Raw genomic sequence first — 18,832 nt, forward strand, 5'->3', positions numbered from 1 at the left:
CAGGCGTTGCGCATGATGGCAACGCCTTTTTTCTTGTGTAAATCCCAATGGACGCTTCAATTGCCCTGATTCTGGCGCAGGATGGCATCACGACCGGCGCCGTCTATGCACTGCTGGCCGTGGGCCTCGTGCTGGTGTTTGCCGTGACCCGGGTCATCTTCATCCCGCAGGGCGAGATGGTGACCTACGGCGCACTCACCATGGTCATGCTGCAGGCCGGCACCTTCCCGACCACCGTCTGGTTGCTGCTGGCCATGGGATTGGCTGTCTTCATCAAGGACGTGTGGGGCCAGCTGCGCCCTGGCGCACTGCCCGCTGGCAACCACGTCCTGCGAAATTCCGCGGTGTTGAACCTGCTGCTGCCGGTTGTGGTCTACCTGCTGGCCAGGCTGCTCCCGCTGCAAGCCTTGGACCTGCCCGCCCAGGCAGCGCTCACCCTGGCCATCGTCGCGCCACTTGCGCCGATGTGGTACCGGCTGGCCTTTGAGCCGCTGGCCCACGCCAGTGTGCTGGTGTTGCTGATCGTCGCGGTGGCCGTGCATTTCGTCATGCTCGGACTCGGGCTGGCGATGTTCGGAGCAGAAGGCGCGCGCTCCAATCCGTTCTCGGACCTGCACTTCAACCTGGGGCCACTGTCGCTCTCGGGGCAGGGCCTGGCGGTGATCGTCGCATCGGTGCTGATCATGGCCGCGCTGTCGCTGTTCTTTAGCGTAACGGTGGCCGGCAAGGCCTTGCGCGCGACTGCCGTGAACCGCCTCGGTGCACGGCTGGTGGGGATCGAGGTGGTGCATTCGGGCCAGCTGGCATTCTTGCTGGCGGGCCTGATCGGCGCGTTCTCGGGCATCCTGATCGGCCCCGCCACGACGCTGTATTACGACTCGGGTTTCGTGATCGGCCTGAAAGGCTTTGTCGGCGCCATCATCGGTGGCATGGTCAGCTACCCGATCGCAGCTGCCGGGGCGCTGTTCGTAGGGCTGATGGAGGCCTACGCATCGTTCTGGGCCAGCGCCTACAAGGACGTGCTGGTGTTCGCATTGATCGTGCCGATCGTGGCCTGGCGCTCGTTCAGCGGCCACGCGCTGCTGGATGAGGAGGAAGAATAATGGCCGGCCCGACATTGCCGCGCCGACGCTTCGGCCAGACCGGCATCGTGTTGTGGCTGGCGTTCATGATCGCGCTGGCGGTCCTGCCAGTGCCCGTATTCTGGATCACGCTGGCCAACTACATCGGCATGTACAGTCTGGTCGCGCTGGGGCTGGTGCTGCTGACAGGCATCGCGGGCATGATGTCGTTCGGCCAGGCCGCGTTCGTCGGGCTGGGCGCTTACGCCAGCGCCGTGCTGACCACCAGTTACGGCGCCTCGCCCTGGATCGGTCTGCTGGCCGGCGTCGCCGTCACGGTACTGGCCGCGTTGGCGCTGGGCGCCCTCACCGTGCGCCTGTCGGGCCATTACCTGCCGCTGTGCACGCTGGCGTGGGGTCTGAGCCTGTTCTACCTGTTCGGCAACCTGACCCTGCTCGGGCAATTCGACGGGATCACCGGCATCCCCCCCATCAACGTGTTCGGCTTCGAGTTGCGAAGCGGCCGGCACATCTACCTGCTGATCTGGCTCATGGTCGCACTGGCCGTCATGGCCACCCTGAATCTGCTCGATTCGCGCTCGGGCCGCGCCATCCGCGCCCTCAAGGGTGGCGTCGTGATGGCCGAATCCTGCGGCGTGAATACCGCGCGCACCAAAATGCTCACGTTCGTTATTGCGGCTGTACTGGCTGGCCTGTCGGGCTGGCTCTACGCGCACCTGCAGCGCGCCGTGAATCCAACCCCGTTTGACCTCAGTGCCGGCATCGGTTACCTGTTCATGGCGGTGGTCGGCGGCGCCGGCTATGTGTGGGGCGCGCTGGTGGGAGCGGCGCTCATGACACTGCTGAGCGACTGGCTGCAGAGTGTGCTGCCGGCGCTGCTCGGACAAAGCGGTAATTACGAAGTCGTCGTCACGGGCCTGTTGATGATCCTGCTGCTACAGCGTGCGCCCGCTGGAATTTGGCCTTTTCTGGTACGCGCAGCGCAGTGGCCCTTCCGTCGCCGCAGGGGCAGTGCGGCAGCCTCTGCCGAACTGGCGCCGCCTGCCGGCCTGCGCGCTATCCGACACGCGCGGGTCTTGCCGCAGCGCGCCAAGCCGGCGCACGGCAGCCCGGTGCTGGATGTGCGGCTGGCGCGCAAGACCTTCGGTGGCTTGGTGGCGGTGAACGATGTCAGCTTCTCACTGGCCGCGGGCGAGATCGTCGGACTGATCGGCCCCAACGGTGCCGGCAAAAGCACGATGTTCAACCTGGTCAGCGGTGTACTGCCCCTGAGCGCGGGCGAAGTGCACTTCATGGGCCAGCGGGTCGATGGCCGGCCCTCGCGCTGGATGGCCCGGGCGGGCATGGCGCGCACCTTCCAGCACGTGCGTCTGATGCCCACCATGAGCGCCATCGAGAACGTCACCATCGGTGCCCACCTGCGCGGCAACAAGGGCGCGCTCGCTGGCGCACTGCGGCTGAATCGCGCGGAAGAAGCCAGCCTTTTTGCGCAGGCGCGCACCCAGCTGGAACGGGTCGGCCTGGGCAGCGACGGCCTGCGCGAGGCCGGTAGCCTGGCGCTGGGCCAACAGCGCCTGCTGGAGATCGCCCGGGCGCTGGCGTCCGACCCCGTGCTGCTGCTGCTGGACGAGCCCGCCGCCGGGCTGCGCCACCAGGAGAAGCAGGCGCTGGCCACCGTGCTGCGCCAGTTGCGCAGCGAGGGTGTCAGCGTCCTGCTCGTCGAACACGACATGGATTTCGTGATGGGGCTGGTCGATCGCCTGGTGGTGATGGATTTTGGCAGCCACATCGCCGAAGGTGTTCCTCAAGACGTGCGGCTGGACCCGGCCGTGATCGAAGCCTATCTGGGAGGGGTCGAATGAACGCGTCTGCGACCCCGCATCCGACGGTGCCCGTTCTGGCGGTGCGCAATTTCTCGGTCGACTACGGCAAAGTCCGTGCGTTGCACGACGCCTCGCTACAGGTCGCTGCGGGCAGCATCGTGACCGTGATCGGCCCCAACGGCGCCGGCAAATCCACCCTGCTCAATGCCGTCATGGGCGTGCTGCCGTCCAGCGGAGAGGTGCACTTTCTGGGCCAGCGCGAGCGCGGCTCGATCGAGATGCGCGTGGCACACGGCCTGAGCCTGGTGCCCGAAAAGCGCGAACTGTTCGCCACCATGACGGTCGAAGACAACCTGCTGCTGGGCGCCAAGGTGCGGCTCGATTGGCGCGGCCGCGGCGCCGAGGCGACCCAGGCCGAGGTGTACCGCCTGTTCCCCCGCCTGGCCGAGCGCCGCAAACAACTGGCGGGCACGCTATCGGGTGGTGAACGCCAGATGCTGGCGATCGGCCGCGCGCTGATGGCCAAACCCAAGGTCCTGATGCTCGACGAGCCCAGCCTGGGTCTGGCGCCGCTGGTGGTGCGGGAAATTTTCCACATCATCTCGGGACTCAGGCAAAGCGGCGTCGGCATCCTGCTGGTCGAGCAAAACGCGCGCGCGGCCCTGCAGGTGGCCGACTACGGCTATGTGCTGGAGACCGGCCGCATCACGCTCGAAGGCCCTGCGGGCGAGCTGATGCACGATGCGCGTGTGGCCGCCACCTACCTGGGTCTTGGCAAGACCTGAAGGCCTTGACGCCGCACCTCAGTTTGGCTTGACGTGAACCACCCGCTGCGGGTACGGAATGTCGATGTGGTGCTCGCGCAGCGAGCGCAGGATCGCCAGATTGATCTGCGAGCGCAGGCCGAGCTGGCCGTTCTCGGGGTCTGAAATCCAGAAGCCCACCGTGAACTCCAGGCCGTCGGCGCCGAACGCCGACAGCGCCGCGGCGGGCGCGGGATCGCGCAGCACGCGCGGGCACCGGGCTGCGGCATCGACCAGCAGGCGCATCACCAGATCCACGTCACTCTCGTAGCCGACGGATACCACCGTGGACAGCCACACCCGTGTATCGGCCAGCGAGAGGTTTTCCACCCGCTGGGCCGTCATCATCGCGTTGGGCACGATGGACTCGCGACCGGAAGTCGAGCGGATCAGGGTGTAGCGGGCATTGATGTTGGTGATGCGGCCCTCAAAGGTATCGACGCGCACGTTGTCGCCAATGCGCACGCTGCGCTCGGCCAGAATGACAAAGCCGCTGACATAGTTGGCCGCCAGTTGCTGCAGGCCCAGGCCGATGCCCACGCCGATCGCGCCGCCCAGCACCGAGAGTGTCGTGAGATCGATGCCGACGGCCGACAAAGCCACCAGCAACCCGACAAACATCAACAGCGCGCGGATCGCATTGCTGATGGCAATGCGCACGGACAGCTCGCTGCCCGTTGCCTTGCGCAGCAGGCGGCCCTCGATGGCCGCCGAGATCCACAGCGTGACCAGCAGCACCGCCCCCGCCGTCAACGCGCCCGCGATCATCGTCGTGACCGAAATCCGGCTGCCGCCCACTTTCCAGGTAATCTGGTCCAGCTCATCGAGCATCAGCGGCAGCAGACCGCTGACCCACAGCACCATGGCGATCCAGGCCAGCCACGAGATGGTCCGCTCCAGCGCACGCACGAGGGGTGCCGCCTTGAAGGCAATCTGCAACACCTTGACGCCAAGCCGGATCGCCGCCAGCGACACCAGAACCGGAATCGCGATCCGGAACACCGCCATCGGGATCCGGTGGGCCAATGCCTCCCGCGCCATATAGCCGACACACAACAACAGCAACGGAAACATCACGCCGTCAATGATCCTGCGACCAAACCAGATGGAGTTGGGGTCCGGAGGCTCCCCCACGGATCGGCGCGCCAGCCAGGTCAGTCCCCAGGCCAGCACGACACAGCCGGCCAGCACCGCCAGCTCGGTCAGCGCCGTCGGTTGCGTCAGCGCGACAAACCAGTCGTGAAAGTCGTCAATCCGCGGCGGTGCAGCCATTACGCCTGCCATGCAAGCTCCTCTTGATCAAACGTCGGCCAGCACACGCAGGTGCGCTTCCACACTGCGCGCCAGTGCATTCAGGTTATAGCCACCTTCCAGGCAGGAGACGATGCGGCCCCTGGCGTGGCGCCGGGCCATCTCCTTGATGCGCCAGGTGATCCAGGCATAGTCCTGCTCGGTCAGGCCGAGCTGGCCCATGTCGTCCTCGCGGTGCGCGTCGAAGCCGGCACTCATGAAAATCATCTCGGGCTTGAAGGCGTCCAGGCGCGGCAGCCAGACGATGTCGATCAACTCGCGGATGGCCATGCCGCGCGTGTAGGCCGGCACCGGCACATTCACCATGTTGTCGGCCGGGAATTCGGTGCCGGTATAAGGGTAAAACGGGTGCTGAAAGAAACCCACCATCAGCACCCGGTCGTCGCCGCTCAGGATGTCCTCGGTGCCGTTGCCATGGTGCACGTCGAAGTCCACGATCGCGACGCGCTTCAGGCCATGCCGCTCCAGCGCATATTTGGCGCCGATGGCCACGTTGTTGAAAAAGCAGAATCCCATGGCCTTGCTGCGACAGGCATGGTGCCCGGGCGGGCGTATCGCGCAAAACGCGTTTTCCAGTTCACCCGCCACCACCGCGTCGGTCGCCGCCAGTACCGCCCCGGCCGCATGCAGCGCCGCATCCCAGGTGTGCTCGTTCATGGCCGTATCCGGGTCCACTTGGGCATAGGCGGGGCCGCCGGCCAGAATTTCTTCCTTGAGCCCGTCGGAGAGGCCGCGCAAGGACGCCACATACATCCGGTCATGCGCCAGCTCGATGTCGGCCAGCGGAGCTGCCGGCGCCTCGCGCAAATCCAGCGCATCGCGGACCCCCGTGACCAGCAGCCGGTCGGCAATCGCGTCGAGGCGCTCGGGGCATTCGGGGTGACCGGGCCCCATTTCATGCTTGCGGCACTCGGGGTGGGTGAAATAGCCCGTCTTGTTCACAGCGTCGGCCCTTGTCTCGAATTTCCCGAAAACTTTTCGGTTATGGTCATGTCATGCAGCACCAGGAAAAACTCAAATCGCTTCTGAATCAGCTTAACACGGTGATTGTCGGCAAATCGGCCCAGGTCCAGGACTGCGTGGCCTGCCTGCTGGCGGGCGGGCACCTGTTGATCGAGGACGTCCCCGGGGTCGGCAAGACCACGCTGGCCCATGCGCTGGCGCGCGCCTTCGGCCTGCATTTTTCGCGCGTGCAGTTCACCGCCGACCTGATGCCCAGCGACTTGTCGGGCGTATCGATCTACGAGCGCGGCAAGGAAGCCTTCGTGTTCCACCCCGGCCCGATCTTCGCGCAGGTGCTGCTGGCCGACGAGATCAACCGCGCCAGCCCAAAAACCCAGAGCGCGCTGCTGGAAGCCATGGAGGAAAAGCAGGTCACCGTGGAGGGCGAAACCCGCGCCCTGCCCTCGCCGTTTTTCGTGATCGCCACGCAAAATCCGCACGACCAGCTCGGCACCTATGCGCTGCCCGAGTCGCAGCTCGACCGTTTCCTGATGCGCATCTCGCTGGGCTATCCGGACCGCACCGCCGAGCGCCAGCTGCTGACCGGCAGCGACCGGCGCGACATGGTGGAGGCGTTGCCCGGCATGCTCACGCTGGATGATCTGCACAGCCTGCAGCAGCAGGTGCTGCAGGTGCATGCGGCCGAGCCGCTGCTCAACTACGTGCAGGATCTGGTCGCCGCCACGCGCTCGGGCCGCTGGTTCGCCATGGGCCTGTCCCCGCGCGCCGGCATTGCCGTGCTGCGCGCCGCCAAGGCCCAGGCGCTCCTGTGCGGGCGCGACTACGCCGCGCCGGACGACGTGCAGGCCATCCTGGCGCAGACCGTGGCGCACCGCCTGACCCCGGTGGGCGACGCCGGGCGCGGTTCGGTGGAGCAGGTGCGCGCCATGATCGAGGCCGTGCAGTTGCCGTGACTCCCTCCGAAGCGTCTTCGACTCCTCCCCCTCGAGGGGGCGCGATGAACCCTGCCGTCTTCAACCCGTTCACGTTCGCGCGGCACCGCTTTCGCCAGTGGTGGCAGGCGCGGCTGCCGCTGTCGGACAGCATCACGCTGACCCAGCGCAACGTCTACATCCTGCCGACGCGAGCCGGTTTCATGCTGGGCGCGACCCTGGCGGTGCTGCTGGTGGCCTCCATCAACTACCAGCTCAACCTGGGCTATTTGCTGACTTTCCTGCTGGCCGGCAGCGCCGTGGTGGGCATGTACGTGTGCCACGGCACGCTGCGCGGCATTACTATGAACTTGATAGCGCCCGGAGAATGTTTCATGGGGACTAGCGCCCTGTTTGATATCAATCTTGTGAGCCGGCGTCGGTCCGTGCGGCACGGCATTGGCCTGTCCGTGCTGGGCGCCCATCACTGGGCCTGGACCGACGTGCCGGCGCAGGGCAGCGCCACGGTACAGGTGGCCTTCCAGCCCGGTCAGCGCGGCCTGCACCGCGCGCCCACGCTGACTGCCGAAACCCGCTTCCCACTGGGCACGTTCCGCGTCTGGACGATATGGCGGCCCGCCGCACAAGTGCTGGTCTATCCCAAGCCCGAAGCTTTTGCACCGCCGTTGCCCGCGGGCGAACCGCGCTCGGGCGGCCCGGCTGCAACGCAGGTACAAGGCGGCACGGAGTTCGATGGTGTGCGGGCCTACCGGCGCGGCGACCCCTTGAAGCGCGTGGTCTGGAAACAGGCCGCCAAAGCGCTGGCCCGCGGCTCTGATGAGCTCGTCAGCCGCGACACCGAGCAGGCCCAGCGCTATGAGCTGTGGCTGGACCTGGCGCAGGCAGGTCCGCGCAGCACCGAGCACCGGCTCTCGCGGCTGTGTGCCTGGGTGCTGGCGGCAGACCGGCTCGGGATCGACTACGGGTTGCGACTGCCGGGGGTGGAAATCCAGCCGGATAGCGGTCCCGGGCATCGCAAGCGGTGCCTGGAGGCGCTGGCGTTATGTTGAAGGGGCGCGTCCTGTGTGCTGGCGCTGGCGCTGGCTGGCCGGGTTGCGCCCCGGCGGGCGCCTCACTTTCTCTTGCTTCGCCAAGAGAAAGTAAGCAAAGAGAAGGCGAGCCGGATTCGTCGGCCCTGCGGGCACGCTGCGTTGCTCGATCCAGGCGGGGTGCGCAGAAACTCGCCCTTCGGGCTCAAACATCTGCGCCCCTGATCCGCCCGGCTCTGCGCTACTCGCCTCCTCATGACGGCGTGAGGACGGCCAAAACAGCCGGACACCCAAGTCAACAAGGACGCGCCATGGCGCGTCCCAGTGGGGTTTTGTATCTGGTATTGAATTTGTATTGGTACCCGGTGAATTTGTATTGGTACCCGGTCCCCGCCGTCCTGGCACGGCCGAGCAGCGCAAGGCACCCCGCAGGGGCCGTGTCTGCGGCTGCCCTTTCTTTTGGTGACTTTTCTTTGGGCACTCAAAGAAAAGTTACTGCGCCGTCGGGCGCACATCCCGACTCCCGCCCGCCGCAGCGAAACCCGGCATGCTGACCCGCCTCTCCACTCTGCCCCGCGAGGCCCGCGACACCCTGTTCCTGCTGGCGGTCATCGGCTGGGTCGTCCTGCCGCAGGTGGGCCGTCTGCCGCTGTGGTGCAGCGCGCTGGCCGCCGGCGTGCTGGTCTGGCGCGGCTGGCTCGCGTTCACCTCGCGCCCGCTGCCGGGCAACTGGTGGCTGCTCGGCCTGCTGGCCGTGGCGATCGGCGCCACGCTGCTCACGCACCGCACGCTGCTGGGGCGCGACGCCGGCGTGACGCTGATCGTCGTGCTGCTGGCGCTCAAGACGCTGGAGCTGCGCGCGCGCCGCGACGCCTTCGTGATCTTCTTTCTGGGCTTCTTCACGATGCTCACCAACTTCTTTTTCTCGCAGTCGCTGCTCACCGCCGCGGCGATGCTGGTGGCGCTGCTGGGCTTGCTGACGGCGCTGGTCAATGCCCACATGCCAGTGGGCAAACCACCGCTGGCGCAGGCCGCCAAAACCGCCAGCTGGATGGCGCTGCTGGGCGCGCCCATCATGGCCGTGCTGTTCGTGCTGTTCCCGCGGCTGGCGCCGCTGTGGGGCATTCCGAGCGACGCCATGAGCGGGCGCAGCGGGCTCTCGGCCAGCATGCAGGTCGGCAACATCGCGAGCCTGGCGCTGGACGACAGCATTGCCATGCGCATCCGGTTTGAAGGGCCGGTGCCGCCGCAATCCGACCTGTACTTTCGCGGCCCGGTGCTGGCCGCGTTCGACGGCCGCGAATGGCGACGTCAGGCGTCACGCCTTGATGCCGGCCTGGCACCGCGAACGCGCGCGCCTGCCGATCTGCAGGTATTTGGCAGCGCGATCAGGTACGAGGTCACGCTGGAACCGACGAATCGACCTTGGCTGTTCGTGCTCGACGCGGCCGATCAAAAACCCGAGCTACCCGGCTACGAGCTGACGATGACGCCCGACCTGCAATGGCGCACCGACCGCCCCCTCACCGACATCGTGCGCTACCGCGCCACGAGCCATGTCGATTATCGACAGGGGCCGCAGCGCGCCACGGCCGGCTTGCGGGACGATGTCGCGCTGCCCGCCGGCTTCAACCCGCGCACGCTGGCGCTGGCCGCCGAGATCCGGCGCAACCCGCGCTATGCCAATGCCGACACGGCCGCACTGGTGGGCGTGGTGCTGGCGCGCCTGCGCAGCGGCGGCTACACCTACACGCTGGAGCCCGGCGTGTACGGCCCGAACAGCGCCGACGAATTCTGGTTCGACCGCAAGCAGGGTTTTTGCGAACACATCGCGTCCGCTTTCGTGGTGCTGATGCGCGCGCTGGGTGTGCCGGCCCGCGTGGTCACCGGCTACCAGGGCGGCGAGCGCAACAGCCTCGACGGTTTCTGGGTCGTGCGCCAGAGCGACGCCCACGCCTGGGCCGAGGTCTGGCTGGCCGGGCGCGGCTGGGTGCGCGTGGACCCGACCGCCGCCGTGGCGCCCGGGCGCATCGGCACGCTGGCGCGGCTGCAGGCGCCGCGCGGATTCATCGCCTCGGCCATCGGCGGCGTCAGCCCCGACCTGGCGCTGGACCTGCGCGCCATGTGGGACGCGATGAACAACGGCTGGAACCAGTGGGTGCTGAACTACACGCAGAGCAAGCAGTTGGGCCTGCTCAAGAACCTCGGCTTCGACTCGCCCAGTTGGGAAGACCTGAGCTACGTGTTGATCGGCATCATCGTGTTGGTGAGTCTGTGCATCGCCGCCTGGACGCTGTGGGAGCGGCGCCAGCACGACCCCTGGCTGCGCCTGCTCGAGAGCGCCCGCACGAAGTTGCGGGAGTCCGGGCTCGACCTTGCGCCGACCACGCCGCCGCGGCAAATGGCCGACGCCGTACAACTGCGCTTTGGCAGTGCCGCCACGGCCCTGGCGCAATGGCTGCTGCAGCTCGAGGCGCAGCGTTATGCGAGAAACCCGCACGGCTCTCTGGCTACACTGCAACGCGCATTCAAACAACTCCACTGGCCCCGCTGATGTCGAGATTCATTCCATTCACTCTTGTTTTTATAGCGGCTTGCGCACTGTCCACGGGGGCTACAGCCCAAAAACCCTTGAGAATCAAGGTACAGGCCGCGACCGCCAGCGGCCCCACACAAGGCCCCGCCTATGCCACCCGTGATGATGCCATGCGCACCGCCGACGACATCGCGCAGCGCCGCAACCTCGACCCCGCGTGGGTGCGCCAGGCGATCGGCCAGGCCTGCTATTTGCCGAACGTGGCGCGCCTCATGCTGCCGGCACCAAAGGGCGCTGCCAAGAACTGGCAGGTGTACCGCAGCCGCTTCATCGACCCCATCCGGATCCGCGCCGGCGTGCGCTTCTGGCAAGCCAACCGCGATGCATTGGCGCGCGCCGAGCAGGAATATGGCGTGCCACCCGAAATCATCGTCGGCATCATCGGCGTGGAGACCATCTACGGCCAGCAAATGGGCAGCTTTCGCGTGATCGACGCGCTGGCCACGCTGGCGTTCGACTTCCCGGCCGCGCACCCGCGGGCCGCGGTGCGCAGTGAATTCTTCAAGGGCGAGCTCGAACAGTTTTTGACGCTGAGCAGTCGCACCGGCGTGGACCCGTTGGCGCCACTGGGCAGCTACGCCGGCGCCATGGGCATGCCGCAGTTCATGCCATCGAGCTGGCGCCGTTTCGCCGTGGACTTCGATGGCGACGGCAGGATCGATCTGTCTGGCAGCGCGGTTGACGCCATCGGCTCGGTGGCCAACTACTTCCGCGCGTTCGGCTGGCACCCGGGCATGCCGGCCACCTATCCTGTGAGTTTTGATCCCGCCAGGCTCGACCTGGCCGCCCTGCTGGCGCCCGACATCCTGCCCACCTTCAGCGTCGCCGGCTTCATGGCCAAAGGCGCCGTCCTGCAAGGCGATGCGCTCAAGAACCCCGGCCCTCTGGCATTGATCGAACTGGAAAACGGCGATGACGGGCCCACCTATGTGGCCGGCACCGAGAACTTCTACGTGATCACGCGCTACAACCAGTCCAGCTACTACGCGATGGCGGTACTGGAGCTGGGGCAGCAGGTGGCGGCCGCAATGAAGGGCGGGCTGTAAGGCTCTGGCGGGCCAAGGCTCGTGACTTCCATTCAAACAATCCTGCGTTCGACCACCAGGAATGCCGTGATCTCGGCCAGAAACGTCTTCGCGTGAGCCATCGTCCGCTGACCTTGAGGGGAGGAGAAAGCCGCTTCCAGCGTCTCGGGGTTTTCAAACCAGAGTTCGACGATACCGTCGATCGGGAGCTGGTCGTAGCCGCAGGGCTGGCCTTTTATCAACTCGCGTTCGACCACCACGTTCTGCCGGTAGCCGCTCACGCCTGGCATCTCGCGCACCAGGTCACCGTGGACTTTCCACTCGCGCCGAAAGTCGCCTTCAGTGACGTCCATGCGCCTCCGCAACGTCGAGATCCGCTTCAGCAATTTGCCGCGGGCGGGCTCCGCGGGAACGGCCACGACCTCAACTTGCTGCGCGGTAATGATGTGCAGATCGCCAAGGAAGTGATTCTCGTCAGCGATAAGCGCCGCTGCGAGATCGCTGTCGGTGAAAGCGTGACGCGCCTGTTTTGCATCGTCAAACCACAGCTGCGAGAAGCCATCGAAATCCCAGGGCCCCCGTGCGAAGTCGATGCCTCGCTGAAGTCGATCGGTTACGGCGTTCTGCCAGTAGCCGCGCAGATTCGGCGCGCGCGCGGCGAGCGGTCCGTGCTGGCTGCGCCAATATGCCTGGAAATCCTCTGTCGTCCAATCCGCCTTCTTGCGGATCAAGCCCATTCTCACGTTCATTGTCTTCACTCCTGGTTGGTGGTTGATGCGATTAAATTTCTGGCTGCCTCGATACGCGCACGGGCCAGACCTGGCGCGCGCTTCGCCAGCCAGACGCCGTGACGGACAGGCCAGCGCTTGTATGCGGGATCGACACCAAGGGCGACGGCGGCGTGGTGCGGCCAATAGGGATCGAAGAGGGCTTCGCGGCCGAGGGCAATCAGGTCCGCCTTGCCTTGCGCCAGTACATCCTCCGCCTGCTGCGCATCGACGATCATTCCGACGGCTTGCGTCCTGACTTTTGCTTCGTGACGAATCCGCTCGGAGAACGGCACCTGAAAACCCAGCCCGCGCGGCACCGGCAGCGCACGCGTCTCTTCGGTCAAGCCGCCGGACGAACAATCGATGACGTCTACGCCGCATTGGGCGAGCTCGCGCGCCAGCACGATGGAGTCATCGAGGCTCCAGCCATCGACACTGCCATCGACCGCCGAGAGGCGACAGAAGAGTGGCTTGTGCGCCGGCCACGCCAAGCGCACCCTGCGCGCGATGTCGAGCGCCAGGCGCATACGCCCGTCCAGGCTGCCGCCCCATTCGTCGATACGGTGATTCGCGTTGGGAGACAGGAAGCTTGCGACGAGGTAGCCGTGACCGAAGTGCAGCTCAACCACATCAAAGCCTGCCCGCTCCGCCCTCGCAGTCGCATCGACAAAGCTCTGAACGATATTCGCGATGCCCTCGTGATCCAGCACCGCGGGGGCGGACCATCCCGGCCCCGCCGGTAGCGCGCTGGGACCCAGCCGCTGCCATGGCTCTTCGTCGCTCGCGAGTCGCGCTTCGCTCAGGGCTGCGCCGCCCTCCCACAGCGGCTGGCTGCCGGCCTTGCGGCCGGCATGGGCCAGTTGCACACCGATTGCGCCGCCGTTGGCATGAACGAAATCGACGACGGCCTTCAGTGGCTTGACCTGGCTGTCTTTCCACAAGCCGAGATCGGCGGTGCCGATGCGACCGCGTGGATCGACTGCAGTGCTTTCGGTGAGGATCAGTCCGGCTCCGCCGAGCGCGAATTTACCGAGATGAACCAGATGCCACGGCGTTGCGTGGCCCGCTTCGGCCGCATGCTGGCACATCGGTGAGATTACGATGCGGTTGCTCAGAACGAGTTCGCGTAGTTGCATGGGGTGGAAGAGCAAGGGATCGATGGTGGTCATGGTGGAGTGTGGACAAGGAGCGCTCAAGGCGCGACGATGGACAAAGGAGCTGGCTGCCGCATCCCCAGATAGGTGCCGGCCATCACCGCAGCGAAGCCGGCAAGATGCCAAAGTGTCAGGGTCTCACCGAGCAGCAGTGCGGCAAATGCAACACCAAAGACCGGCACCCAGTACAAAAAGATAGCTGTGCGCGCCACCCCGATCGCCGCGATCGCACGATTCCAGATAAGGTTGCAGACGGCGGTGGCCAGAATTCCCGAAAACAGCACAAGCGCCCATGGCCACCACCCAGGAAACAACGACGCGGCATTAAACGGTGTTGAGCCGAGCGCGTCATGCCCAGCCAACAACAGGGTGCCAATTAGGTAAATGGCCCAGCTAATGGAGAGTGGATGCAATTGCCGCGCCAGTCGCTGGACAATCGCGCCACCGGCGGCAAAACTCACCACGGCTCCAATGAGCATCAGATCACCGGATCCAGCACTCGATAAGCCCGCGCCCGGGTGACTGAGCACAACAGCCGCAACGCCGGCAAAGCCGAGCACGACACCACACACACGTTGCGGGGTCAGTCGTTCACGAAATGCGAGCGCTGCCAGCAGCGCCGACACCAGCGGGCTCAAGGCCATGATCAGCGCGCCATTCGTCGCCGTCGAGCGAAGCAGACCTTCGGCAAACAGGATCTGGTTGGCGTAGACCATGAGGACCGCACAAACGATCACGGCGCCAAACTGGCGCCACGTCAGCGCCGGCACACCGCAGCGCTTCCACAGCACGATGACGGTCAGCGCAGCGCAGGCCACGATCATTCGTAACGTTGCCAGTGTCGTCGGCTCGAACGATGCAGTCAGCAGCTTCACCGCCGTGACATTTAGACCCCACACTGCCATGGCGCCGATCAGCGCCCCCTGTACCGCGGCGGATTGCTTCTGTTTCGTGGACGGCATCGGACCTAGGACTCCTTCAACGTACGTCGATGCAGCGCCATCAGCATCGCGAAAGAGCCGCCGAGCAAAAGCAGCCCGAGCGCCGAAAACGCAAAGACGGGTGCCGCAGAGAGGCGGTCAACGAACCAAGCAGCCACTAACACGCCGAGCGATTGCCCGAGGAACAGGACACATGCAAATAACGAGACCGCCGTTCCGCGTGCCGCAGGCGCCATTTGCGTCGCGTTGGTCTGCAGGGTATTGTGCAGTGCGTAGAACCCGAAACCCGCAATCAGGCAGGCCGGCAGGGCCCAACGCCAGGACGGTGCCCACGCAAGTGTGCCGAACGCGATTGCCATGCAGACACCGCCGAGCCTCGCCAGATTTGCCTCGCCAAGACGTCGAACCAACATTCGGGCAGAGCGGCTGTAGATCAGGCCGCCGACGCCATATAACGCCACAATCCCGCCGGCAGCCGGCATCGACAAATCGAATTGCGCGTGAAGCTGGCTGGGAATGAAGGCGATCGCACTGTATGCGAGAGCCCCTTCAACGAAAGTCACAGCAAGGACTGCCCGCGCCCAGGGAACAGCCAACACTGCCCCCGTACGGCGCACCGCACTTTCGACGTGACCCTGGGGTTGTGTCAGGGTCTGCCCGCCCCAGCTAACAAGCAGCAGCCCGCTGGCCAGAAACAGCACTGCCAGCATCGCAAAGGCCGCTCGCCAACCGAGTGTGTCCGCCACAAGGCCACCAACCCACTGGCCGGCAATCATGCCGAACACCGTCGCACCAAGAAGTCGTGCGAGCACTTCCTGGCGACCAGCGTACGGGACGTTGTCACCAATCCATGCCATGGTCAGCGGGATGATGCCTGCTGCGGCCGCACCGGATGCGATCCGGCTCGCGACAAGCCAATCCAGGTTCGACGAAAATGCCGCGCCCACGTTTCCCAAGGTACAGGCCAATGTGGCGAAGCCGATGACGCGCACCTTCCCGTAGCGGTCGCCCAAGGGGCCGTAGAACAACTGAAGCAGGCCGTATGCCAATGCGAATGCGGATATCGCACGAGCCACCTGCCCCGCCGTCGTCGAGAAATCGAAAGCCAATGCGGGCAACATGGCATCACAAACGCGCATGGAAGCCATGCTCGCAAACGCGCAGATGCTCAGAAGCCACAGCATCCTGGGTGAGATAGCCTCAACGCTCATGTGCACTTTCTTGAAGTATGAGTCCCTTCTGCGTGGGTCGGATGTGTGTGAGTTCAGTGAATACCAGGACGACACGACGTGTTACGGTGGCTAGCAAGCCGCGGCGCTTAACGATCTTGGGCTCAGCGCGGAAACGATAGGTCATTGCAACAACAACCCGGCGTGCACCGGTCATCAGATAGAGCACCTCCAGCGCGAGCGCGATATCTTCGGCGAAGCCGATGCCGACGAAGCCGCTGGTCGCCACGGTGTCGCCGTCGCGAATCAGGCGCACCGCTTCCTGTGCGGAAACCACCTTGCCCCGCTCCGGGGTCTGCAAGGAGGCCAGCAACGGGTGCGGGGTGCTCATGCGTCGAGCGCAACGGCGGGCAGCACGGTGCCGGCGCACTCCCCCAGCCCGATGCGCACGGCCCCCGCCCGCTCGCAGCAGCCGCGCAGCGTGAGCGTGTCGCCGTCTTCCAGGAAGGTGCGGCTCTCGCCATTGGGCAGCGTGATCCGGTTCTTGCCGCCCAGGGTCAGTTCGAGCAGCGAGCCGGCCTCGTCAGGCTTGCGTCCCGAGAGCGTGCCCGAGCCGAGCAGGTCGCCCGGCTGCAGGTTGCAGCCGCCCACGGTGTGGTGTGCGATCAGCTGCGCCGGCGTCCAGTAGGCCGCTTCGCGGGCGTTGCCCCTGGTCAGGCGCACCGCCGGCGCGCCGGCCTCGCGCATCTTTGCGGTCTGCAGCCAGACTTCCAGCGTGATGTCGAGCGCGCCGTGTTCGCGGTTCGCGGCCGAGTCAAGGTACGGCAGCGGCTGAGGATCGCCCGCAGGACGTTTGAGAGGCGCGCGGAACGGGGCCAGCGCCTCCATGGTCACGATCCAGGGCGAGACCGTGGAGGCGAAGTTCTTCGACAGGAAGGGCCCGAGCGGCACATATTCCCAGGCCTGCACGTCGCGCGCCGACCAGTCGTTGAACAGCGCGAGGCCGAACAGGTGCTGCTCGGCCTCGCCCATCGGAATCGGCTCGCCGAGCGCGTTGCCCGCACCCGCGAAGTAACCGAGTTCGAGCTCGTAGTCGAGCCGCTGCGTGAGGCCGAGCACGGGGGGCGCATCGGCCGCGCCCTTGAGCTGGCCGAGCGGGCGCCGCAAGTGCTGGCCGCTGACGCCGATTGACGAGGCCCGTCCGTGGTAGCCGATCGGCACCCATTTGTAGTTGGGCATCAAAGGGTTGTCCGGGCGGAACAGCTTGCCCACCGTGGTGGCGTGATGGATGCCGGTGTAGAAGTCGGTGTAGTCGCCAATGTGGCAGGGCACGGCCATCTCGAGCGCGGATTGCGCGTGCAGGGCGCCCTGCCAGGCCCCCTGCCGGCTGCTGCCCTCGGCCAGGCCGGCGGAGATCGCGGCGCGCAGCGCCCGACGATCCGCCGGGCTGGCAGCCATCAGTGCGTTCATGTCGTCGGTGTGGATCAGGCCGGTTGCGCGTAGATCCAGCACCTGGTCGCCGATCGCGACGCCGATGCGCAGGGCCTCAACGCCGCGCGCCGTGCGAAAGCGCCCGAACGGCAGGTTCTGAACGGGGAAGTCGCAGCCGGCCTCATTGGCCGAAGCGACCCAGCTGCGCAGTTTCGGGTCGTGGGTTTCGTTGAGGGTGTTCATGGTTTGAACCTGTCTTTGAGGCCGGCCCAGCAGTCGGCGTAGTCGGTGTCGAGCGCCGGGCTTTGCAGCGCCCAGGCGGTGGGAACGAGACGGTAGCGGCTCTCGAACATGAAGGCCAGCGTGTTGTCGAGCTTCTGCGGCTTCAGGTCGGCATGGCTGGCCCGCTCGAAGGCTTCCTCGTCGGGCCCGTGCGGCACCATGCTGTTATGCAGGCTGGCGCCACCGGGCTTGAAGCCGCCGGGCTTGGCGTCGTACTGGCCATAGACCAGGCCCATGAACTCGCTCATCAGGTTGCGGTGGTACCAGGGCGGACGGAAGGTGTCTTCCATCACCAGCCAGCGCGGCGGGAAGATCACGAAGTCGCAGTTGGCGGTGCCATGCGTGTCGCTGGGCGAGGTGAGCACGGTGAAGATGGACGGATCGGGGTGGTCGAAGCTGATCGAGCCGATGGTCATGAAATTGGCGGTGTCGTACTTCAGCGGGGTGAGGTTGCCGTGCCAGGCGATGACGTTGAAGGGCGAATGCTGCATCGGCGCGCACCAGAAGCGGCCGCCGAATTTCTTCACGAGTTCGTACGCGCCGGAGCTGTCTTCGTAGGCGGCCACAGGCGCCTGGAAATCGCGCGCGCTGGCCAGGCCGTTGGAGCCGATGGGGCCGAGTTCGGGCAGGCGGAACTGCGCGCCGTAGTTCTCGCAGACATAGCCGCGCGAGGGACCGTCGGGCAAGGCCACCTTGAACACCACGCCGCGCGGCACCAGCGCGATCTCGCCGGGCTTGACCTCGAGCACGCCCATCTCGGTGGTGAGGACCAGGCGCCCCTGCTGCGGCACGATGAGCAGCTCGCCGTCGGCATTGACGAAGGCGCGCCGCTGCATGGACCGGTTGGCCCGATAGACCAGCGAGCCGATGCCGACCTGCGCCTCGGCATCGCCATTGGCGGCGAGCGTGCACATGCCGTCAACGAAGTCCGCCCCAGCCGTTTCAGCGCCATCTAGCGGGATCGGGTGCCAGCGCAGCGGCTCGGGCGGCAGCGCGATGGCGCGGTCGGCGCCGGTGCTCCAGCCGGTCTGCGCGTAGGGCTGGTAGCGGCCGGAGACGACCGAGGGCTGGCGCCGGTACAGCCAGGAGCGCCGGTTCTCGTGGCGCGGCGCGGTGAAGGCGGTGCCGGAAATCAGCTCGGGGTACAGATCCAGCGGTGCGCGCTGCGGGCTGTTGCACCCCTGCGGCAGCGCGCCGGCCACCGCCTCGCTGGCGTGCTCGTTGCCGAAGCCGGCCTGGTAGTGCAGATTGGTGGCTGTAGGCGGATAGTGCATGGGTTGTACTCCTTGCAAAGGTCGTGAATGCTATGACTTCGGTAGCAACCTGGGAAGACAAGATAAGGGTAATAACCGCTTTCTTACCCTAGATCACCGGACCGCCTCAGGGCGGCCGAACGCGGATGCCGCTGTCGAGTAACACACCAACACCTGCTGTTGCGCAAGATCGACAGCAGCGCTTGACCGCCCCAGGCCGGCCGACACTAGGTCATTCAGTTTCATGGTTTGCCTCCTCGGGAATCTGC

At 66.0% G+C, this 18,832-nt stretch carries 16 protein-coding genes; 7 read left to right on the forward strand and 9 right to left on the reverse strand.

The window, feature by feature from the left end; all coding sequences use genetic code 11:
• Positions 1 to 47: 47 nt before the first annotated feature.
• The 3 genes from EUB48_RS13330 to EUB48_RS13340 are packed head-to-tail and all read left to right on the forward strand — an operon-like array spanning position 48 to position 3,690.
• On the forward strand, positions 48 to 1,103 hold the full coding sequence (locus EUB48_RS13330; protein WP_142819577.1) for a branched-chain amino acid ABC transporter permease: 1,056 nt from the start codon (positions 48 to 50) through the stop codon (positions 1,101 to 1,103).
• Complete coding sequence (locus tag EUB48_RS13335; RefSeq protein ID WP_142819578.1) at positions 1,103 to 2,944, forward strand: branched-chain amino acid ABC transporter ATP-binding protein/permease; 1,842 nt, start codon at positions 1,103 to 1,105, stop codon at positions 2,942 to 2,944. Before EUB48_RS13330 ends, EUB48_RS13335 begins: the two co-directional genes overlap by 1 nt.
• Positions 2,941 to 3,690, forward strand: a complete 750-nt coding sequence (locus EUB48_RS13340) for an ABC transporter ATP-binding protein (RefSeq protein WP_142819579.1) — start codon at positions 2,941 to 2,943, stop codon at positions 3,688 to 3,690. The genes EUB48_RS13335 and EUB48_RS13340 overlap by 4 nt, the downstream gene beginning before the upstream one ends.
• An 18-nt stretch (positions 3,691 to 3,708) precedes the next feature.
• Here the strand turns inward: EUB48_RS13340 and EUB48_RS13345 are convergent, their stop codons facing one another.
• Positions 3,709 to 4,992, reverse strand: coding sequence for a mechanosensitive ion channel family protein (locus tag EUB48_RS13345; RefSeq protein WP_142819580.1), 1,284 nt, complete (start codon positions 4,990 to 4,992; stop codon positions 3,709 to 3,711).
• A gap of 15 nt (positions 4,993 to 5,007) precedes the next feature.
• Positions 5,008 to 5,961: a histone deacetylase family protein gene (locus tag EUB48_RS13350; RefSeq protein WP_142819581.1), complete on the reverse strand. Its 954-nt coding sequence runs from the start codon at positions 5,959 to 5,961 to the stop codon at positions 5,008 to 5,010.
• 53 nt (positions 5,962 to 6,014) lie between these two features.
• Between EUB48_RS13350 and EUB48_RS13355 the strand changes: the two genes are divergently transcribed.
• The 4 genes from EUB48_RS13355 (at position 6,015) to mltB (ending at position 11,584) form a co-directional block, all read left to right on the forward strand.
• On the forward strand, positions 6,015 to 6,935 hold the full coding sequence (locus tag EUB48_RS13355) for an AAA family ATPase (protein WP_142819582.1): 921 nt from the start codon (positions 6,015 to 6,017) through the stop codon (positions 6,933 to 6,935).
• A 44-nt stretch (positions 6,936 to 6,979) separates the two neighbouring features.
• Complete coding sequence (locus EUB48_RS13360; RefSeq protein WP_142819583.1) at positions 6,980 to 7,963, forward strand: DUF58 domain-containing protein; 984 nt, start codon at positions 6,980 to 6,982, stop codon at positions 7,961 to 7,963.
• Positions 7,964 to 8,489: 526 nt separating this feature from the next.
• Positions 8,490 to 10,496 (forward strand): transglutaminase TgpA family protein, encoded by a 2,007-nt coding sequence (locus EUB48_RS13365; protein WP_142819584.1) that lies wholly within the window; start codon positions 8,490 to 8,492, stop codon positions 10,494 to 10,496.
• Positions 10,496 to 11,584 (forward strand): lytic murein transglycosylase B, encoded by a 1,089-nt coding sequence (gene mltB / locus EUB48_RS13370; protein ID WP_142819585.1) that lies wholly within the window; start codon positions 10,496 to 10,498, stop codon positions 11,582 to 11,584. Before EUB48_RS13365 ends, mltB begins: the two co-directional genes overlap by 1 nt.
• A gap of 32 nt (positions 11,585 to 11,616) precedes the next feature.
• Here mltB and EUB48_RS13375 read toward each other — a convergent pair whose 3' ends face one another.
• From EUB48_RS13375 to hmgA, 7 genes are read right to left on the reverse strand one after another with little or no spacing between them, the layout of a single operon-like run.
• Positions 11,617 to 12,312, reverse strand: coding sequence for an EthD domain-containing protein (locus EUB48_RS13375; protein ID WP_142819586.1), 696 nt, complete (start codon positions 12,310 to 12,312; stop codon positions 11,617 to 11,619).
• A gap of 5 nt (positions 12,313 to 12,317) precedes the next feature.
• Entirely contained in the window at positions 12,318 to 13,502 is a 1,185-nt protein-coding gene (locus EUB48_RS13380) for an NADH:flavin oxidoreductase/NADH oxidase (protein ID WP_142819587.1), read from the reverse strand.
• Between the two features lie 23 nt (positions 13,503 to 13,525).
• The gene (locus EUB48_RS13385) at positions 13,526 to 14,449 is read right to left on the reverse strand and encodes a DMT family transporter (protein ID WP_142819588.1); all 924 of its coding nucleotides are present in this window, start codon (positions 14,447 to 14,449) and stop codon (positions 13,526 to 13,528) included.
• Positions 14,450 to 14,454: 5 nt separating this feature from the next.
• Complete coding sequence (locus EUB48_RS13390; protein WP_142819589.1) at positions 14,455 to 15,639, reverse strand: MFS transporter; 1,185 nt, start codon at positions 15,637 to 15,639, stop codon at positions 14,455 to 14,457.
• A complete protein-coding gene (locus tag EUB48_RS13395) occupies positions 15,629 to 15,988 on the reverse strand; it encodes a hypothetical protein (protein WP_142819590.1) in 360 nt (119 codons plus the stop codon). The genes EUB48_RS13390 and EUB48_RS13395 overlap by 11 nt, the downstream gene beginning before the upstream one ends.
• A complete protein-coding gene (gene fahA, locus EUB48_RS13400) occupies positions 15,985 to 17,271 on the reverse strand; it encodes a fumarylacetoacetase (RefSeq protein ID WP_142819591.1) in 1,287 nt (428 codons plus the stop codon). Before fahA ends, EUB48_RS13395 begins: the two co-directional genes overlap by 4 nt.
• Complete coding sequence (hmgA, locus tag EUB48_RS13405; protein WP_142819592.1) at positions 17,268 to 18,584, reverse strand: homogentisate 1,2-dioxygenase; 1,317 nt, start codon at positions 18,582 to 18,584, stop codon at positions 17,268 to 17,270. The genes fahA and hmgA overlap by 4 nt, the downstream gene beginning before the upstream one ends.
• Between the last annotated feature and the right edge of the window lie 248 nt (positions 18,585 to 18,832).

It is taken from the genome of Rhodoferax sediminis, from assembly GCF_006970865.1.
Taxonomy (GTDB): domain Bacteria; phylum Pseudomonadota; class Gammaproteobacteria; order Burkholderiales; family Burkholderiaceae_C; genus Rhodoferax_A; species Rhodoferax_A sediminis.